Annotated in this window: 12 protein-coding genes; 7 read left to right on the forward strand and 5 right to left on the reverse strand. The window is 73.4% G+C overall.

The window, feature by feature from the left end; all coding sequences use genetic code 11:
• Positions 1-46: 46 nt before the first annotated feature.
• Positions 47-1,135 carry a sugar ABC transporter permease gene (locus tag ACFQ79_RS08010; protein ID WP_383580094.1) on the forward strand — a complete coding sequence of 363 codons (1,089 nt, stop codon included), beginning with the start codon at positions 47-49 and terminating at the stop codon, positions 1,133-1,135.
• On the opposite strand, the gene ACFQ79_RS08015 is transcribed toward ACFQ79_RS08010, so the two are convergent.
• Positions 1,122-2,303: an acyl-CoA dehydrogenase family protein gene (locus ACFQ79_RS08015; RefSeq protein ID WP_383580095.1), complete on the reverse strand. Its 1,182-nt coding sequence runs from the start codon at positions 2,301-2,303 to the stop codon at positions 1,122-1,124. The two genes, ACFQ79_RS08010 and ACFQ79_RS08015, sit on opposite strands and share 14 nt — an antisense overlap.
• Positions 2,304-2,447: 144 nt before the next feature.
• Between ACFQ79_RS08015 and ACFQ79_RS08020 the strand changes: the two genes are divergently transcribed.
• Both ACFQ79_RS08020 and ACFQ79_RS08025 read left to right on the forward strand, forming a co-directional pair.
• Positions 2,448-4,277 (forward strand): CoA transferase, encoded by a 1,830-nt coding sequence (locus ACFQ79_RS08020; RefSeq protein ID WP_383580096.1) that lies wholly within the window; start codon positions 2,448-2,450, stop codon positions 4,275-4,277.
• Positions 4,274-5,932 carry a class I adenylate-forming enzyme family protein gene (locus tag ACFQ79_RS08025; RefSeq protein ID WP_383580097.1) on the forward strand — a complete coding sequence of 553 codons (1,659 nt, stop codon included), beginning with the start codon at positions 4,274-4,276 and terminating at the stop codon, positions 5,930-5,932. The genes ACFQ79_RS08020 and ACFQ79_RS08025 overlap by 4 nt, the downstream gene beginning before the upstream one ends.
• A gap of 137 nt (positions 5,933-6,069) precedes the next feature.
• On the opposite strand, the gene ACFQ79_RS08030 is transcribed toward ACFQ79_RS08025, so the two are convergent.
• From ACFQ79_RS08030 to ACFQ79_RS08040, 3 genes are read right to left on the reverse strand one after another with little or no spacing between them, the layout of a single operon-like run.
• Positions 6,070-6,879 carry a metal ABC transporter solute-binding protein, Zn/Mn family gene (locus tag ACFQ79_RS08030; RefSeq protein ID WP_383580098.1) on the reverse strand — a complete coding sequence of 270 codons (810 nt, stop codon included), beginning with the start codon at positions 6,877-6,879 and terminating at the stop codon, positions 6,070-6,072.
• Positions 6,828-7,706, reverse strand: a complete 879-nt coding sequence (locus tag ACFQ79_RS08035) for a metal ABC transporter permease (RefSeq protein WP_383580099.1) — start codon at positions 7,704-7,706, stop codon at positions 6,828-6,830. Before ACFQ79_RS08035 ends, ACFQ79_RS08030 begins: the two co-directional genes overlap by 52 nt.
• On the reverse strand, positions 7,703-8,338 hold the full coding sequence (locus ACFQ79_RS08040) for a metal ABC transporter ATP-binding protein (RefSeq protein ID WP_383580100.1): 636 nt from the start codon (positions 8,336-8,338) through the stop codon (positions 7,703-7,705). The genes ACFQ79_RS08035 and ACFQ79_RS08040 overlap by 4 nt, the downstream gene beginning before the upstream one ends.
• Before the next feature lie 140 nt (positions 8,339-8,478).
• Between ACFQ79_RS08040 and ACFQ79_RS08045 the strand changes: the two genes are divergently transcribed.
• The 4 genes from ACFQ79_RS08045 to ACFQ79_RS08060 all read left to right on the forward strand — a co-directional run bounded on the left by ACFQ79_RS08045 (position 8,479) and on the right by ACFQ79_RS08060 (position 12,095).
• The gene (locus tag ACFQ79_RS08045) at positions 8,479-9,231 is read left to right on the forward strand and encodes a DJ-1/PfpI family protein (protein WP_383580101.1); all 753 of its coding nucleotides are present in this window, start codon (positions 8,479-8,481) and stop codon (positions 9,229-9,231) included.
• A gap of 209 nt (positions 9,232-9,440) precedes the next feature.
• On the forward strand, positions 9,441-10,178 hold the full coding sequence (locus ACFQ79_RS08050; RefSeq protein ID WP_383580102.1) for a hypothetical protein: 738 nt from the start codon (positions 9,441-9,443) through the stop codon (positions 10,176-10,178).
• A 176-nt stretch (positions 10,179-10,354) separates the two neighbouring features.
• Positions 10,355-10,807, forward strand: a complete 453-nt coding sequence (locus tag ACFQ79_RS08055) for a toxin-antitoxin system, toxin component (RefSeq protein WP_383580103.1) — start codon at positions 10,355-10,357, stop codon at positions 10,805-10,807.
• A gap of 13 nt (positions 10,808-10,820) precedes the next feature.
• Entirely contained in the window at positions 10,821-12,095 is a 1,275-nt protein-coding gene (locus ACFQ79_RS08060) for a DUF6545 domain-containing protein (protein ID WP_383580104.1), read from the forward strand.
• 247 nt (positions 12,096-12,342) lie between these two features.
• Here the strand turns inward: ACFQ79_RS08060 and ACFQ79_RS08065 are convergent, their stop codons facing one another.
• Positions 12,343-18,159 carry a discoidin domain-containing protein gene (locus ACFQ79_RS08065; RefSeq protein ID WP_383580105.1) on the reverse strand — a complete coding sequence of 1,939 codons (5,817 nt, stop codon included), beginning with the start codon at positions 18,157-18,159 and terminating at the stop codon, positions 12,343-12,345.
• Between the last annotated feature and the right edge of the window lie 37 nt (positions 18,160-18,196).

The following is an 18,196-nucleotide window of genomic DNA, read 5'->3' on the forward strand; positions in this document are numbered from 1 at the left end:
CGGGGCGACCGTCACGGGACCGCCGTACCCGCGCGGGGAGTCCGCGGTGACCGTCACGGGCTGGGCCGAGGAGGCCCTCGGACTCCTCCTGGCGCGGGTGGGGGAGACCGCGGAGCAGGTGGGTGACCGCTTTCCCCTGTACGCCGATCCGGCCGACGGCCGGTGGACGACCACAGGCCGCGGATCATGGACGGGCGGCTTCTGGGCGGGACTGCTGTGGCTCAGGGCCGGCCGCACCGGGAGCGACGCGGACCGTACGGCGGCTGCCGCCGTCACCGGCCGGCTCGCCCCCTGGGCCGAGGCGGACACCGCGACCCGAGGCCTCATCCTCTGGTACGGCACGGCCCTGGCCGCCGGGGACGCGGCGGCGCGAGCCCTTCGGGAGCGGGCGGCGCAGGCCGCCGTCGACGCCTTCGATCCCGGACTCGGGCTCGTACCCTGGGGCTCGGCCCTCGGTGGTGAGCGGCTGCGGGCCCGTGCGGACGGTGTCCCCGGTCTCGTCCCCCTGCTCGCCTCGGCCGGACCCCAGGGCCGGGGAGCGGCCGCCGGGCACCTCCACCGCCATCTGGACCTGTGCCTGCCCGGTGACGGCACCGGGCGGCCCGTCCCGGCATGGCGCCGCGACCGGACGCGCGGCTGGCTGGCCGAAGCCGATCCCGCACCCGGCTGGACCCGCGGTGAGGCCTGGCTCCTGCTGGCCGTCGCCGACGCCCTGCTGCTCGCGGACGCCCCCTCCTGGCACACGGACCGGCTGACCCGGACGGCCGAACTCCTCCTCGCCGACTGCGCGATGCTCGTCGGCCCCCCGGTCCCGCCGACGGACGTCCGTCACCCCGACGGCCCGCTCGACACCTCGGCCGCCGCCATCACCGCGGTCGCCCTCCTGAAGCTCGCGCGCGTCCCCGGAGCCGTGTGGTCGACGGCGTGCGCGGCCCGGGCGGAGGCCGTGCTGCACCGGCTCGCACACGACCACCTCACCCGCCCGGGCGGGACCCGTCCGGCCGGGATGCTCCTCGACGGCTGTTACGACGCGCACAGCGGCACGGCCGTCCGCCACGAACTCGTCTGGGGCGACTACTTCCTCGCCCTCGGTCTCGCGGCCCTCCTCGGCCGGGCCGACCTCAGACGGGTGTGACGGCGAAGTCCCGTCGGCTCCGCAGGACGCGCCGGGCGACGGAGGAGACGTGCTGCTCGTCCGGCCCGTCGAGGATCCGGGCCGTCCGCCCGGTACGGAACAGCGCCGGCAGAGGTGTGTCCGGGCCGAGCCCGGCCGCGCCGAACACCTGGACGGCCCGGTCCGCGACCTCCTGGAGGGTGCGGGCCGCCGCCGTCTTCGCCAGGCCGACCTCCACCTGGGCGTCGCGACCGTCCGCGACCAGCGCCATCGCCTCGTACACGAGCGGGCGAGCCGTCCGCAGCGCCAACAGCGCTTCGAAGACGTGCTGTTGGACGAGCTGGCGGTCCGCGAGCGGGCCCCGGGTGCCCTGCCGTTCGGCGGCGCGGTCGCAGAGGAGGTCGAAGGCCCGCTGGGCCTGCCCGATCCACCGCAACGCCCGCAGGGTGCGCCCCAGTTGGAGGCGCTCGCCCGCGACCGCCAGGGCCTGTCCCAGGCCGCCGACGAGATGGTCCTCGGCGACCTCGACGCCGTCGAAGTCGATCTCGTACTGCCCGGTCGCGCCCAGGATCGGCAGCTCGCGCACGACCCGGAAGCCGGGTGAGCCGGTCGGCACGAGGAGGAGGGAGAGTCCGGTGCGGTCTCCCGTCGATCCGCTCGTCCGGGCGAGCACGGTCACCAGGTCCGCCTGCGCCGCGTTCGACACGAACCACTTGCGGCCGGTCACCCGCCGCCCGCCGCCCGGCAGGCGCTCCGCCCGGGTCGCCGTCAGCGCCGGCTCCGTCCCGGGCGTGTCCGGCTCCGTCATCGCGTAACAGGTGCGGAGAGCTCCGGACACCAGGCCCGGGAGGTACGTCCGCCGCACCCGGGCCGAACCGTGCCGGGCCAGCATGGTCACGTCGAGGAGCGAGGCCGACCCGAGTGCCACCGGGCCGTGGTCGCTGGCGCCCTCCGCCTCGGCGATCGACGCGTACGCGCCCAAGGGCAGTCCGCCGCCGCCCAGTTCGGCCGGGAGGGGAAGCGCCCACAGACCGGCCTTGCGGGCCTCCTCGCGCAGCCGCTCGCGTAGGTCCCCGGCGTGCGGTCCGCCGGCGTCGAGCGCCTGCTCCACGGGGAACACGCGGTCACGGACGAACGCGGAGACCCGCTTCCGCAGCAGATCGGCATCCGGTACGTCATGATCCGTCACTGTTTCCTCCGTCTCGGGAACTCGGCAGAACACGCGTCCGACTGCCTGCCCGTGGAAGAGGTCGGGCCCACCGGCCCCCGAGTTCCCGTGACCGTGACAGTCCCCGCGTGCCGGCCATCACCGCCGCGCCAGGAGAGGAGAGCCATGGCGTCATCGCCGACCGCGCACACCGCGGTCCGCCGCCCGCTCGACACAGCCCGTCCGCTCGACGCGATCCGGTGCGACATCGGCGGCCCCGAGCCCCTGACCCGGGTCGTCTCCGACCACCTGCGACGACTCGGGGCGACGGTGAAGGACGGCGCCCCGGGGGACATCGCCCCGGACGGCGCGCCAGGCGACATCGCCCTGGACGGCGGGGGGTTCGCGCCCGTCCTGGCCCGGACCGCCTGGGGGACCGAGGGCTCCGGGATCGAGGACGAGGCCACCGCCCAGGCCGTCACCGGGGTCATGGCCGTCCACGGCCGCCGCCACGGGACCCCGCGCGGCCTCGCCGTCGACTACCTGGCCACCGCCACCGGCGTGCTCACCGTCCAGGGCCTGCTCGCGGGGCTCGTCGGGCAGGCCCGGGGCGGCCCGGCGGCCCCCGTGCGGACCACCACGGCCGACCGGGCCGGGCTGCTCACCGTCTCCCAGTACCTCGCGGCAGCCGGCGCCGACGAGCCGGAGGCCGTCGAACCCGCGCCGGGAGGACCGCCGTTCACCTCCGCCGACGGCGTCCTGTTCGAACTGGAGACGCTCGATCCGGGAGCCTGGGCGGCGTTCTGGCGCGCCCTGGAGGCTCCCGCCGACGCGATACGGGCGGGCTGGCGGCCCTTCCAGTTCCGGTACGCCACCGCCTGCGCGCCCTTCCCCGTCGACCTGCACGAGGTGACCCGCCGCCACCCGTGGGCACGGATCCGGCAGGCCGCCGCGCGGTCCGAGGCCGAGGTGTGCCGACTGCGGACCCTCGCCGAACGCGCCGCCGAGGACGACGGCGCCGACCCCTGGTCCCTGCGCGCGCTCGGCCAGGCCCGCCCGACGGCTGCCGGCGAACGGCCCGCCACGACGGCCACGGCGGACCGGCCGCTGGCCGGGCTGACCGTCCTGGAGGCGGGCCGCCGCATCCAGGCACCGCTCGCCGCCCACCTCCTCGGCCTGCTCGGCGCCCGCGTGATCCGGATCGAGCCCCCGGGCGGTGACCCGCTCCGGGGCATGCCGCCGGCCTGCGACGGGATCTCCGCCCGCTGGCTCGCCCTCAACCGCGGCAAGGAGGCCGTCGAGGTCGACATCAAGGCCCCCGGGGACCGGACGCGACTGCGTGAACTCGTCGCCGAGGCCGATGTGTTCCTGCACAACTGGGCCCCGGGCAAAGCGGCGGAGCTCCAGCTCGACGCCGAGCACCTCGCCACCGTGAACCCGTCCCTCGTGTACGCGTACACCGGCGGCTGGGCCGACCGGATCGACGACGCCCCCATGGGCACCGACTTCATGGTGCAGGCCCGGACCGGCGTGGGGGAGGCCGCCCACCCCGCCGGCGAACCGCCCGTGCCCTCCCTCATGACGCTCCTCGACGTCCTCGGCGGCCTGCACGGCACCGAGGCCGTCCTCGCGGGCCTGCTCCTGCGCGAGCGCACGGGCCACGGCGTGCGGGTCGAGTCCTCGCTGCTCGGCGCTGCCGACACCCTTCTCGCCCCCGCCCTGCGCCGGGCCGCCACCGGTGCCGGCCCCCGCCGCACCGCCGGGTTCCGGCACCCGCTCAGGACCTCCGACGGCTGGATCGCGCCGAGCGACAACAGCGCGGCCGCCGCCACGGCGTACGACGTCTCGGGCATGTGCACCGAGGACGCGCTCGACCAGCTGCGCGGCCACGGCCTGACCGCCACGGCCGTCACCACCGATCTGTCCGCCCTTCACCACGACCCGCGCCTGTCCGGCCCGATCGGCCGGGACGCGCACGGCGCCCCCGCCGTTCCCGACCCCTGGAGCCTCGCGTGACCGTCACCCTGACCGACCTGCTCCCCGCCGACCTCCGCCGTTCCTGGGCGGTGGACGGCATCTGTCCCGACCTCGACCTCTACAGCCTCTACCGGGCCAGACAGATCGCCGATCTGCACCGCACCGCCGTGATCGACGCCAAGGGCAAGCTCTGTTACACGGCCCTCGACCGCAAGGTCCGATCCCTTGCCGAGGGCCTTCGCGGGCTCGGCGTCGGCGCCGGCGACGTCGTGGGCGTCCAGCTGCCCAACCACCGCAACGCCGTCATCGCGGACCTGGCGCTCGCCGCACTGGGCGCGATCGCCCTCCCGTTCCCCGTCGGACGCGGGGCGGTGGAGGCCGAATGCCTGCTGCGCCGGGCGGAGGCCGTCGCGGTCATCGCCGCCGTGGAACACCGGGGACAGACCCACGCCGCCGACCTCCAGACCCTCGCTCCGGCGCTCCCGGCCCTGCGGCACGTCATCGCCGCCGGTCGCGTCCCCGCACCCGAGGGAACGATTCCGCTGTCCCAGCTGCTGCGCACCGACCCCGCCCGCTTCGTCCCGGCCCGCCCCGACCCCGACAGCGCCGCCCGCATCCTCGTCTCGTCCGGCTCGGAGGCGGAGCCGAAGATGGTGGCGTACTCCCACAACGCCCTGGCCGGAGGGCGCGGGAACTTCCTCGCCTCCCTCATGCCCGACGGCACCCCGCCCCGCTGCCTCTTCCTGGTTCCCCTGGCCTCGGCCTTCGGCTCCAACGGCACGGCCGTCGCACTCGCCCGCCACGGCGGCACGCTCGTCCTGCTCGACCACTTCACTCCCGAGGCCGCGCTCGCCGCCGTACGGGACCACCGGCCCACCCACGTCCTCGGCGTGCCCACCATGATCCGCATGATGCTGGAGGCCCTGGAGCGGACGGACGAACCGCTGCCCGCCCCGACCGCGCTGGTCCTCGGCGGCGCGCCCCTCGACGAGGCGACCGCCAAGGCGGCGGCCGACGCCTTCGGCTGTCCCGTCGTCAACCTGTACGGATCGGCCGACGGCGTCAACTGCCACACCGGGCTCCAGCACACCGTGCCGCCCACCGACCGCTCCGGTGTCGTCGCCGGCCGCCCCGACCCCCGGGTCGCCGAGATCCGCATCACCGACCCCGACACCCACGAGCCGCTGCCCGAAGGGCGGATCGGCGAGATCGTCTCCCGCGGCCCCATGACCCCGCTCTGCTACGTGGGCTCGCCCGAGCTCGACGCCCGCTACCGCACACCCGAGGGCTGGGTCAGGACCGGCGACCTCGGGTTCCTCGACGCCGACGGCGTCCTGCACGTCGCCGGCCGCCTCAAGGACGTGGTGATACGCGGCGGTGCCAACATCAGCCCCGCCGAGGTCGAGCGCGAACTCGTCTCCCACCCGGGGGTCCGGGACGCCGTCTGCGTGGGGGTGCCCGATCCGCTCATGGGCGAGCGGCTCGCCGTCTGCCTGGTCGCCAAGGACCCGACGGCCCCGTCCCTCGCCGAGCTCGGGGCGTACCTGACCGAGCGCGGACTCGACCGGCACAAGCACCCCGAGCACCTCCTCGTCCTGCCCGAACTGCCGCTCACCGCCGCCGGGAAGCCCGACCGCGCCGCGCTGCGGACCCGTATCGCGGAGGACCGGAAGTCCGTTCTCGTCCAGGCGTGACGAGGAGAGCCTGAACCTTCGGGTCGGGTGGAGAGGGCGCGGCCCCCGGGCCTGATCCGCCGGACGAACCGAAGGGGGGAGGGCCGCACCGCGGCCCTCCCCCCTTCGCTCTTCGCCCCGCCGTGCGGCCCGGGCGGTCAGGAACCGCTCATGGCCTTCTTCCACTCGGCCGCCGCGTTGCGGTACACCGCCAGCAGATCCAGGTCCTCGCCCGGGTAGTTCACGACGGTGATCTGCTTCGCGCCCGAGTCCGGCAGCACGGTGCCGGTCGACATGTGCGCGTTGTCGAGGACGAAGGCGGGCTTCTTCGCCGAGAGGGAGGCCAGCTGCGCGGGGGTGACCGGCTCGGGGCCGTACGAGCCCACCGGCGTGGCACCCGCGAGACCGGCCGCCCAGGCCGTGAAGACCTGGGACACGACCGTCGGGCTCTTGCCGTCCGGCCAGGCGGCCCTGAGGTCGCCGTTCAGCTTCGTGACCTCTTCGTCGAGACGGGTCTTCCACCGCGAGGCGGTGTCCTTCGTGCCGAACAGGCCGCCGAGGCGCGCCACTTCGGCCGCGGCCTTGGCCGGGTCGTTGTCGAGGTTCACCTCGACGAGCTTCGCCTTCGAGCCTGCCGCCTCCTTGATCTTCGCCGCGTACGGCTCGAACGGCGCGTACAGCACGAAGTCCGCCTTCGCGACGGCCGCCAGGTCGGACGGCTTCGGGTCGTAGTCCGGGGCGTGGTGCACGGACTGCGGCACGATCACCGTGACGTCCTCGGCCCCGGCGGCCTTGGCGAAGGCGCCCTCCCAAGTGGTCGTCGCGACCACCACCGGCTTGTCTCCCGCCCCCTTGGCGTCGGTGCCGGAGGCCGGCTTGTCCTCCCCGCACCCCGCGAGCAGCGGCAGGGCCGCGCTCAGTGCGACGAGGGAAGCGAGACGGGCTGTGCGGACGCGGGTGCGCGCCATGAGCTGTTTCTCCGTTCGGGAATGAGATGCGCGGCGAGGACGACAACCCCCGCCGTCAGGACGAGGACCGGGCCCGGAGGCCAGTCCAGCCACAGGGCCAGCAGGAAGCCCGTGACGTTGACCGCGACGCCGATGCCGACCGCCCACAGCGTGATCGACCCCAGCGAACGGCCCAGTCGGCGGGCCGCGAGCGCGGGCAGCAGCGTCAGCGCGTCGACCAGGAGCGCCCCGGTCAGCTTGATCGCGCCGGCGACCGCGACCGCGACCAGGACGAGAAGGGCCGTGGTGAGGAAGCGGACCGGCACACCCGAGCACTGGGCGAGCTCGCGGTCGTACAGGAGCAGCGCCACCTCGCGGCGCCGCCACCAGAACAGTGCGGGTACGACCACGGCCAGCGCGCCGAGGACCACGAGGTCCGCCGTGCCGACCGAGAGGATCGACCCCCACAGCAGGGCGAAGGCCCCCGACGCGTTGACGCCGGAGACGGCGAGGACCAGCAGCGCGGCGGCGATCGCGAGGCTCATCAGCAGACCCATCGCCCCCGAGAGCCCCGCCGGCGTCCGGGCCAGCGGCGCGACACCCGCCCCCGACAACGCGCAGGCCACGAGAGCGCACACCATCGGATCGATCCCGGTCAGCAGCCCGACCGCGATGCCGAGCAGCGCCACGTGCATCATCGCGAACCGCACCGGCATGATGTCGAGCCCCACGATGACGACGCCGATCACCGGCAGGCCGACGGCCGCGAGGAGCAGCGCCACCCCCGCCCGCTGGACCGGCACGAGCTGGAGCATGGCGCCGAGATCGGCCGCCGCGAGCGTGCTCACCGCACCTCCCGCAGCCGCCCCGCGGCCATCTCCAGGACCCGGTCGCAGCGGTCCGCCAGCGCCCGGTCGTGGGTGACGACCACGAGCGTGACCGGCAGCTCGGTCAGCACGTCGGCCGCCTCCTCCTGCCCCTCGAAGTCGAGGGCGGCGGTCGGCTCGTCCGCGAGCAGCACCTGGGCGCCCGCCGCGACACAGCCGATCGCCCGTGCCAGGTACATGCGCTGCAACTGCCCACCGGACAGGGTGCCCACGGGGCGCGAGGTCAGTGTCCCGACCCCGAGCCGTCCGGCCGCCAGCACCGCCTCGCCGGGCGCCCCGCTGCTCGCGAGCAGCTCGTCGCCCCGCAGCGGGAACCGGCCGGCGGCGGGCTTCTGCGGGATCCAGGCGCACGACCGGCGCCGCCACGCCCAGTCGGCGGCCGAGCGTGCGCCGCGCCCGCCGACCTCGATGGAGCCGCTCGTCTGCCGGTGCATCCCGAGGACGGCACGCAGCAGCGTCGTCTTCCCGGACCCGTTCGTCCCCGTGAGGGCGACCCGCTCGCCGGCGGCGATCTCCAGGTCCACGCCCACCACGGCCTCGGCGCGGCCGTGCCGACAGACGACCCCGCGCATGCGTATGTCCAGTCCGCCCATCCCGTGCCTCTCGCCGCTTCCGTGCCGGTGCGGTGGAGGAGTCGTACGGCGGAGCCGTCGAGTTCCCGGCCCCTCGCGGGAACCGGGCGGAGACGAGGCCCGACCTCCTCCCCGACGTCCCTTCCGAAGCAGGAGTCCCCATGAATCGCAGGCAGTTACTCCGCGCGACCACGGCCGTCGGCGCCACGGCCGTCGGTGCCACGGCCGTCGGCGCCACGGGCGCGCTCGCGGGCACGGCGACGGCCCACGCGCCCGCCGCCGGACCGACCGGGCCGCTGCGCGTCCACGTGGTGATGTTCGACGGCGTCGAGGAACTGGACTTCGCCGCCCCGTACGAGGTCTTCTCGGCGGCCGGGTTCTTCACCCCGCGCCCGGTCGAGGTCCGCCACGTGTCGGCGACCGGAGCCCGTTCGGTCACCGCCGCCTACGGCACGCAGGTCAGGGGCCTGCACCGCTGGGCCCCCGAAGAGGCGGACGTCCTCGTCGTCCCCGGCGGCGGCTACGCCCGCCGCGACAGCCCCGGCGTATGGGCCGAGATCGACCGGGGCACCCTGCCCCGCGCCCTCGCGGAGGCCTCGTCCCGCCCCGGCCTCACCCTCGCGGCCCTGTGCACCGGGGTCATGCTGCTCTCCGCCGCCGGGCTCACCCGTGGCCGCCCCTGCACCACGCACCACAAGGCCAAGGCCGATCTCGCCCGCCAGGGCGGCCTGGTGAAGAGCGCGCGGGTCGTCGACGACGGCGACCTCGTGACGGCGGGCGGCATCACCTCGGGCCTGGAACTCGCCCTCTGGATCGCCCGCCGCGAACTCGGCGCCGACACGGCGAACGGCCTCGAGACCATGCTGGAGTACGAGGCCCGGGGCACCGTATGGACACCGGGACCCGCCGCCTGACACCGGGACGGCGGCCCCCCCGCCTGACACCGGGACGGCGGACCCGCAGCCTGAGGCCGGGACGGCCGAGCGGCGCGACTCGGCGGGCACCACCGCCGACGTCTGCGGCGGAACCGACGGAACCGCGGACGGAACCGGGGACAGGTGATGCCGGATCAACCGTGGTTGCTAGCCTTGCAGGGCCTCGACCGAAGACCGCGGGAGTTCTTGTGAGTGATGGGCCTGCTCAGGACCTGATGGGCACGGTGCGCCGGATCGACTCGCTGTTGGACCGCATGGGATTGCAGCGCGGGGACGTGCTGAGGGTGGACGGCGAGGGCGGGCTGTCGTACGCCTCCGGGCTGGCCCCCGACGACGTACGGGAGCTGCTGCGTGGCGAGCGGCCCGCCGGACCCGGCCCCGGTGCGGACGCGGTCGAGGCGCGCCACCGGCGCGTGGTCGAGCGGATCCTGTTCCTGCGCGCGACGCGGCTGCGCTCCGCCGCGGACGGCAGCCGGCGGGCCCACTCCCTCGCGGAGATAGCGGCCGGCGCGGGAACGAGCACCCAGTGGCTCGACAAGATGATCAAGACGGGCCGGGCGCCGAACCTCGACCACGCCGCCGGGATCGCGGCGTTCTTCGGAGAGAAGATCGAGTTCCTGGTGGCCGAGCCGGCCGAGGCGCTGGACCGGGTGCTGCAGCAGATCCACAAGGACCTGCTGGAGCGGACCGTGGAGCGCCAGGACCAGGATCTGCGGCGCCTGCGGACCGCCGGGCCCGCGAGCGAGGTGGATCCCTCGCTCGGCATCGTCGCGTACGCTGCCCGGGCCCTGGCCGACGTACCGGACGACACCGCCCAGCCCCTGATCGCCCTGATCGAGTCCGTCGCACGGCGTTCCCGGGAGGAGCGCGCCCGGGAGGCCCGCGCGGCCCTCGAGAACGGGGTGGGGCACAATGACGTCGATTGACCCCGGTGGCTTGGAGACGACGTCTCACCGGCGTTAGCGCGAGAAACGGTGCACGGGGGGCTGTGCATCATCCGGTACGAGGGGACGGGTGGCACGGGGTGGGGGTCTCGCGAGAGATGAGGCGGTATCGCGATGCGCTGTTCACGGGTCTGCCGAAGCCGGCTCCCGTGCGACCGGTGGAGCTCCTGAAGGCCTTCTGCGCGTGCGCGGCGCGCGACAGCGGGCGCGAAGTGCGCCTGATGCTCGAGGAGTTCCCGCCGGACACGGTCACGGGCCTGTGGCTGGACCTGGGCGACCACGATCTGATCGTCCTCGAGGCGAACACCTCCCCCCTGCACCAGGTCGTGATCCTGGGGCACGAACTGTGGCACCTCAAGGAGGGGCACTGCGGTCACGGCGGCGCGGCCGGTGCGACGGCCGCGGCCCGCATGCTGGGGGATCGCTGGAGCCTTGCCGACGCCGTCACCCACGTCGCCGCCCGTACGGAGCCGGACCTCGAGGAGGAGCGGCGCGCGGAGAAGTTCGGCCGGATGCTGGCCGACCGGGTCAGGCCCGACCTGGAGCGCAGGCGGAGCACGAGCCCCTCCGGAGGAGTGCCCGGCCGCATCTGGGCTTCGCTCAGAGGGTGACGGGCGAGAAGCCGTGAATCTCTACATCCCGGCCGCCGCGCTCGGCATCGTACTGATCGTCAAACTTCCGTCGCTGGTGCGGCGTTGGTCCAGTCCCGTGGTCCGCAGCGTCAACGCCGTGATCCTCCTGCAGGCAGCGGCGTTCTTCTTCTCGGCGCCCCCGACCATCGCGGTCGTCAACGAGAGGACCGGCGTCAGCAACTTCTCGGCGGTCCTGGTCTACTGCATCCTCTCCGCCTACGCGTGCGCCTGCCGGGTCCTCATGGAGAACTGGCGTGAGGACGTCGACGTCCTTCCCCGTACCCGCCGCCGGGTCAGGCGTTGGATCTGGGGCCACGGTCTCGTGACCGTCCTGCTCATCGGCTGCTTCGTCTGGGGCGAGGCGCCGACCGAGCGGCAGCGTGACTTCGAGACGTACTACGCCAACACCCCCTTCATACGCGAGATGGTGCTGCTCTGCCTGTTCGCCGTCACCGCGGCCGCCGCCGCGGCGGCGGCCGCGTGCTGGAAGTGGGCGCGTGACATCCGCGGGGAGTCCCGCGAGCGGAGGACACCGGCCGGAGGCCTGCTGCGCCTGGGGCTCACCGTCCTGGCCGTCGGCTTCCTGACCAACGTCACCTACGGCGCGGCCAAGCTGGCCGCGGTCGTGGCCGCCTGGAACGGCCGGGACTGGGAACCGCTCAACCGGGCGGCCATGTCCTTCGCCTGTCTCGGCACGCTCCTCGTCGCCGCCGGCTTCCTCATCCCCATCGTCGGACCCTGGATCACCGCCCATGTCTTCGGGCCGCTGCGGACCCTGCACTCCCTGGGCCCCCTGCGGCGGGCGATGTGCCCCGTCGGCGGTCCCCGTGGCCGGATGCGGCTCCCCACCCCCTGGTACGCCGACCCCGGCCGGCGCCTCACGGACCGGATGACCGACATCCACGACCGGATGCTGGAGCTGGGGGCGTACTGCTCGGAGGAGGTACGGGCGGAGGCCTACGCCCGGGCCCGTGAGGACGGCAGGACGGAGGCCGAGAGTGTCGCCTTCGGTCTGGCCGCGATGTTCAGGGCCGCGGCGGACGCCCGCGCCTTCGGGACGCCCGCCGACAAGGAGCAGGGCGCCGAGGCGGTCCGGGCGCTGCGGGCTGCCGAGGCCACGTACGGCGACCTCCTGGTCGGCATCTCCCGGGCTCTTTCGGCCTGGCCTTCATCCCGTACGGGGCCCGAGCCGCGGCTTCCCCGAGCCGGGAACCGGCACTGCTCCGGGCAGTCTCCGGAAGGGGCCGTCGGCATGGAGGCCGCCTAGGGCCTGTCCGGCTGATCAGGTCCGGACCGGCCCCGGGTCGGACCGGCCCCGGGTCGGACCGGCCCCGGGTCGGACCGGCCCCGGGTCGGGCAGGCCTTGGGTCGGGCAGGCCTTGGGTCGGACAGGCCCCGCGTCGGGCCGCCCCGCGTGCCCATGAGGACGACCGGGCCCTCCCGGGCAGGACACGGCGGGGCCGCCGGTCACACCGGCGGCCCCGCACTGTCTCATTCGGTCCTGCGATCGCCGGCTAGGACGCCGACGGGTCGTACGCCTCCAGTTCGGCGAACTGCATCCGGTAGTGGCCGGCGGAGTCCTTGGAGAGACGGGTGCCGGTCACCCGTATGTACCGGGCGTTCTGGGTCGGGAACGGGAACTGCTGTACGGCGTTGCCGGGCTTGGGGTAGCCGGTGCGCTGGGCCACCCTGGTCCAGGTCGTACCGTCCTGCGAGACCTCGATGGTGAGGTCGACGGGGAAGCCGCTCCCCGTGTCGGCGGCACCGTCGTTGCGCGGGTAGAGGTTGATCCAGCCCACCGGCAGGGACGCGCCGAGGTCGACCTTGGCCCACTCCTGGTGGTCGGCCGTGGGCGTGTTGTCGCTGCTCCACCCCTGCAGGCCGGGCAGTGCGGACGGGTTGCCGTCGGTGAGCGCGGCGACCGTCCAGCCGGGGCCGGCGTAGCTGCTGCTGGCGGTGACCGCCGCGCCCTTCGCGACGTTGCGGCTCTCCCGGGGCAGCGACTTGCCGCTGTACGCCCCCAGCTCGCTGAACTGCATGTGGTACTCGCCGCGGCTGTCCGTGCTCAGCTTCGTCCCGGTGATCCGGACGTACCTGCCCGGCCGCGGCTCGAAGAGGAAGTGCTGCGGCGAGCCGTCGGGCTTGGGGTAGCCGCTGCGCTGGGCCACCTTGGTCCAGGTCGTACCGTCCTGGGAGGTCTCGACGGTGAAGTCGACGGGGAAGCCGTTCCCGGCGTTGACCCCGTCCGTGCGCGGCCGCAGCGTGATCCAGTTGAGGCTCTGGAGGGTGCCGAGGTCGGCCGTCACGTGCTCGGTGTGGCTCGCGCCGGTGTCGTTCGAACTGCTCCAGCCGGTGGCGGTGTTGTTGTCGACCAGGCCGCCCGGGCTCCAGGTCGCGTCCACGTAGCTGCTGCCGGCCGTGACCGCGGCGCCGAGCGCCAGGTTGGGCTGCGCCGTGTTGAAGGCCTTCTGGCCGTACACCTCGAGCTCGGCCAGCTGGAGCCGGTAGTCGCCGGGCGTTGCCAGCCTGGTCGCGTTGACCTTGACGTAGCGCGCGTTGCGGTTGTTGAACGGGAGGGCCTGGACGGCGTTCCCCGGACGGGGGTAGCCGGTGCGCTGGGCGACCTTGGTCCAGGTGGTGTTGTTCTCGGACACCTCGACGGTGAAGTCGACCGGGAAGCCGTAGCCCGTGGACTCCGGTGTGCCGGTGCGCGGGTGGAGGCTGACCCAGTTCACGGACTGGCGGGTGCCCAGATCCACGGTGACGGACTCGGTGTGGTTCGCGCCGGTGTTGTCGTTGCTGCTGAAGCCCTGCGAAGCAGTCGTGGAGTCGCGCCTGCCGTCCACGATGTTGGAGCGGCTGAAGCCGTCGGCCTCGTAACTGCTCGTCGACGTGACCGGGGCGCCCTTGGCGAGGTTGACGGCGGAGGACAGCAGGTAGCGGCCGCCGCTCGCCTCCAGCGCGGCCAACTGCATCTGGAAGCGGCCGAAGTTGTCCTGGGACAGCTTGGTTCCGGTCACCTTGATGTAGCGGGCGCTCTGCGCCTGGAACCAGAAGGACTGGCCCGCGTCACCGGGCCGGGGGTAGCCGGTCTGGCTGACGACCGGCGTCCCCCAGGTGGTGCCGTCGCCCGACAGCTGGACGGTGAAGTCGACGGGGAAGCCCATGCCGGTGTTGGCACCGTCGTTGCGGGGACGGAGGTTGACCCAGTTGAGCGACTGGCTCGCGCCGAGGTCCACCGTCACGGATTCGGTGTGGTCGGCCAGGGACGCGTTGCTGCTCCACCAGGTGGAGGGGTTCGCGTCGACGAGCGCGCCGGCGGGACCGCTCGCCGCACTGCTGCTCGCGGTCACGGCCGTGCCCACGGCGAGGTCCGGCACCCGCGGGTCGTAGGCCTGGTCGCTGAACGCCTCCAGTTCGGCGAACTGCATGTGGTGGTTGCCGAAGTTGTCCTTGGAGAGCTTCGTGCCGGTGACCTTGATGTAGCGGATCTGCTGGGTGTCGAAGGGGAATTCCTGCGCGGCGGCGTCCGGGCGCGGGTAGCCGGTCCGCTGCACCACCTTGGTCCAGGTGGTGTTGTCCGGGGAGACCTCGATGGTGAAGTCGACGGGGAAGGCGGCTCCGGTGTTGACGCCGTCACCGCGCGGACGCAGTTTGATCCAGTTGACCGAGCGCGGTGCCCGCAGGTCGACGGTGACGGACTCGGTGTGGCTGACACCCGTGTTGTCGGCGCTGCTCCAGCCGGTCTTGCTGCTGCCGTCGACCAGGCCGTTGAGGGTCCATCCGGAGCCTTCGTAGCTGCTGCTGGCCGCGACGGTCATGCCCTTGGCGAAGTTGAAGGCACCCGTCGCGAGCTTCTGGGGTCCGTAGACCTCCAGTTCGGCGAACTGCAGGTGGTAGTCGCCGTGCGGGTCGGTCGACAGTTTCGTGCCGGTGACCTTGACGTACCGGGCGCTGGCGGTTTCGAAGGAGAAGGACTGGACGGTGTTGCCCGGCTTCGGGTAGCCGGTGCGCTCGATCACGCTGTCCCAGGTGGTGCCGTCCTCGGAGACCTGGACGGTGAAGTCGACGGGGAAGCCCATGCCGGTGTCGGCGCCGTCGTTGCGCGGGTACAGGTCGACCGAGTTCAGGGCCTGCCGGACGCCGAGGTCCACGGTCACCGATTCGGTGCGGTCGCTGTTGGGGCTGGCGGTGGTGGTGCTCCAGCCGTACGAGCCGGGCTGGGAGTCGCGCCGGCCGTCGACCAGGGCGCTCCTGCTCCACCCGTCGGCCTCGTAGCTGGCGGTGGCGGTCACCTGGACGCCCTTGGCGAGGTTGGGACCGGTGTGGGTGGAGCCGGCGGTCAGCGGGGCGTCGAACGTGTAGCCGCCCTGGGCGGAACCCTTGCCGGGCCAGACGGTCAGGGAGTTGCCCTGTGCGCGGCCCCAGAGGTCGGGACGGCCGTCGCCGGTCAGGTCGGTGCTGGAGGACAGCTCGGGATAGGTGGCGGCGCCCGCCCCGGTGAGGATCTTCACGGGCTGGGCGGACTCGCCCCAGGAGCCGAGGTCGAAGCGCCCGTCGGGCGTCTTCTTGCCGACGTACTGGTAGACGTCACCCGAGTCGTCCTGGCGCACCCACAGGTCGGCGATGCCGTCGCCGGTGGTGTCGCCCGGAGCGATCAGGGTGTGGCCGCGCCAGCGGTTGCCGCCGATCTGGATGGGGTCGCTCTGCTCGTCCAGGTACCGGCTCTCGGAGCCGTAGTAGAGCCACAGCTTGTCACCCTCGCGGACCAGCAGGTCGGCGAGGGGGTGGGTGCCGTTGAGGGAGCGCGGTCCGCCGGTGAGGTCGTCGACGGCCAGGATCTGGGTGTCCTCGTCGTGCCAGAAGTCCGTGCCGGGGCCCTGGCAGTCGCCTGCCTCGGCGGCGTGGCGCGGGCAGGCCACGGTGAGTTCGTAGGCGTCCTCGGGGCGGACGATGCCGTAGCCCGTGTTGGGGTAGACGTACAGCTTCTGCCGCTTGTCCACCTCGTCGTACCGGCGGACCAGGAGGTCCTCGATGCCGTCGTTGTTCCAGTCGCCGCGGTGGCTGATCAGGCCGCCCTGGAGGGCCGCGCCGCCGTAGGCGGCCGTGCCGAACTTGCCGTTGCCCTGCCCGAGGTAGCTGCGCAGGGTGCCGGAGGGGTCGAGCGACCAGGCGTCGGCGTTTCCGTCGCCGTTGAGGTCGCCGGGGCGGTCCTTGGCGCCGCTGCCGTTGGCGTACAGCAGGTACGCGCGCTCGTCCGAGCGGTTGCCGACCCGGTCCAGGCTGTACGCGTAGACGTAGCCGGGGCCGACGGCGGGCGGGGTGATGGTGACGGTGGCCGAACTGCCCGGCGCGCTGCTCACGTTGACGCCGCGCTCCTGCGGGTCCCAGCTGGTGCGGTAGCGGTACGCGACGACGTCGCCGATGCCCGCCGCACCGAAGGTGAACTTGCCTGCGGTGACGCGCGCCTTGCCGGTGACGGCGGGCCAGCCCGCGTCGCCGTTGGGGTACTCGGGAGAGGCCACCGTCGGCGGCTTGCTGGGCCGGTCGCGGTCCACCTCGAAGGACTTGACCGCGCTCCAGCCGGAGTACGCGCCGTCCTGGTCCTTCGCGCGAACCCGCCACTGGTAGGAGCCGGTGGGGATCTTCGCGTCGGGCAGGGCGAGGGTGGCGATGCGGCCGCGCTGGGCGGAGATGTGCTCGTCGACCACGGGGGCCTGGCCGGGCTGCCACACCTGGAAGTTGGCCTGGAGGTTTCCGGCGTCGGAGTCGTTGATGAGCGCGTGGACGCTGATGTTGGTGTTGCCGATCAGCGGGTTGCTCGGGTTGGTGCCGAGTTCCGTCGGGACGTCCGGGGCGGTGTTGTACTCGGTGGACAGGACGGCGGTCTTGGGGTCGAACTTCTTCCAGGCGAAGGTGTCGCCCTCGTTGGCGGCGTACATGCCCAGGGTCACCGAGTTGTCACCGGCCGCCGCGACCTGGCGGATCCGGTCGGTGACGTCGAACTCCAGGTTGCCCTCGGGGCAGTCGGAGCTGCCCTTCCAGCCCTTGGATTCGTTCGTCGAGTCCAGCAGCGTCTTCTGGGTCGGCTGGTTGTACCAGTTGGTGCCCGCGTGGATGCCGCCCCTGGTGTCCCAGAGCTGGACGACGCGGGGCTGGCAGGACCAGGACCAGGTGTTCTTGATCCGGAAGGTGGACGCCTTGACGTCCTTGCCCTTGATGTTGGAGGTGTCCAGCTGGAAGAAGGAGCGGGACAGGCCGTTCGTCTTGTTCTCGTAGCCGACTCGGGCGACGTCGTTCGCGTTCCAGTAGGTGTTGTCCTTGTACACCGCCGAGACCCGGGTCCAGTTCTGCCGCTTGCCCTCGGCCCAGGACGGGTCGATGAAGACGGGGTAGACCGTCTCGGGGGCGGTCAGCAGGTCGCGGTCGGGGGTGATCTCCAGCGACTGCCCCACGACCCGGGTGGTCATGAGCGCGTCCCTGGCGCCGGGGCCCGGCTCGAAGGGGTCTTCGGGGCCCGCCGCGGCCGCCGTCCGCGCCGTCCCGGCCGTGCGGGACCCCGTCGCGCTGATCTCGGTGGAGTCCCACATCATCGGTGCGGGGCTGACGAAGGCGGCCTGGCCGGCGGGGTTGCGCGCATAGAGGTTGCCGGTGGTGTCGGCGGTGACGGAGAGCCCCACCGTGCCGATGCCGAGCTTGAGGGTGGCCAGGTCCGGATGCGCGGCCGCCGCGGGGGTCTTGACGACCAGCAGCTGGGAGAACCCGTCGACGTCCGCCTTCAGTTGGAGGTCCACGTCCGGGAGGATGTCGGCGTACGTCGCCACGTTGCCGTCGAGGGTCGGCCTGGGCAGCGGCTTGGGCCAGCTCAGCTCCATCCGCCGGCCGTCCTCGGCGATGTGGGCCATCGGGCCCGAGCCGCCGGAGAAGGACATGGCCACCGTGGCGGCCGTGGGAACGACCCGGCCGTCCGCGGCGAAGGTGAGGGTGGGGTCGGTGGGCACCCAGTTCTGGCCCACCAGGACCCGGACCGCCGATCCGTGACGGTCGGTGGAGAACGAGCCGTTGGGATTGGCCCAGGTGTCCGAGTTCTCGGTCCGGCGGGAGAGCAGTTCGACGCGCTTCCCGGTCGCCTTCGCCTGGGCCGAGGCCGTTTCGGCCTCGGTGGGTTCGGCCCCGGTGGGGGCGGCGTCGGCGACGGGGAGCAGGCGCGATGCCTGCGGTACCGGGGGCTGCAGGGCGGCGACGGCGCCCAGCACGGCGGTCGCCAGTCCGGCGGCCACGACCCGGCGGCCGAGGAACCGCAAGGACGGTCTTTCTCGCAAGGCAGACACCTACTGCTCCTTTGTGGGCTGAGGTTGCAGCGGACCG

Origin of the sequence: Streptomyces sp. NPDC056480 (genome assembly GCF_042795405.1) — a bacterium.
In the GTDB taxonomy this organism is placed as follows: domain Bacteria; phylum Actinomycetota; class Actinomycetes; order Streptomycetales; family Streptomycetaceae; genus Streptomyces.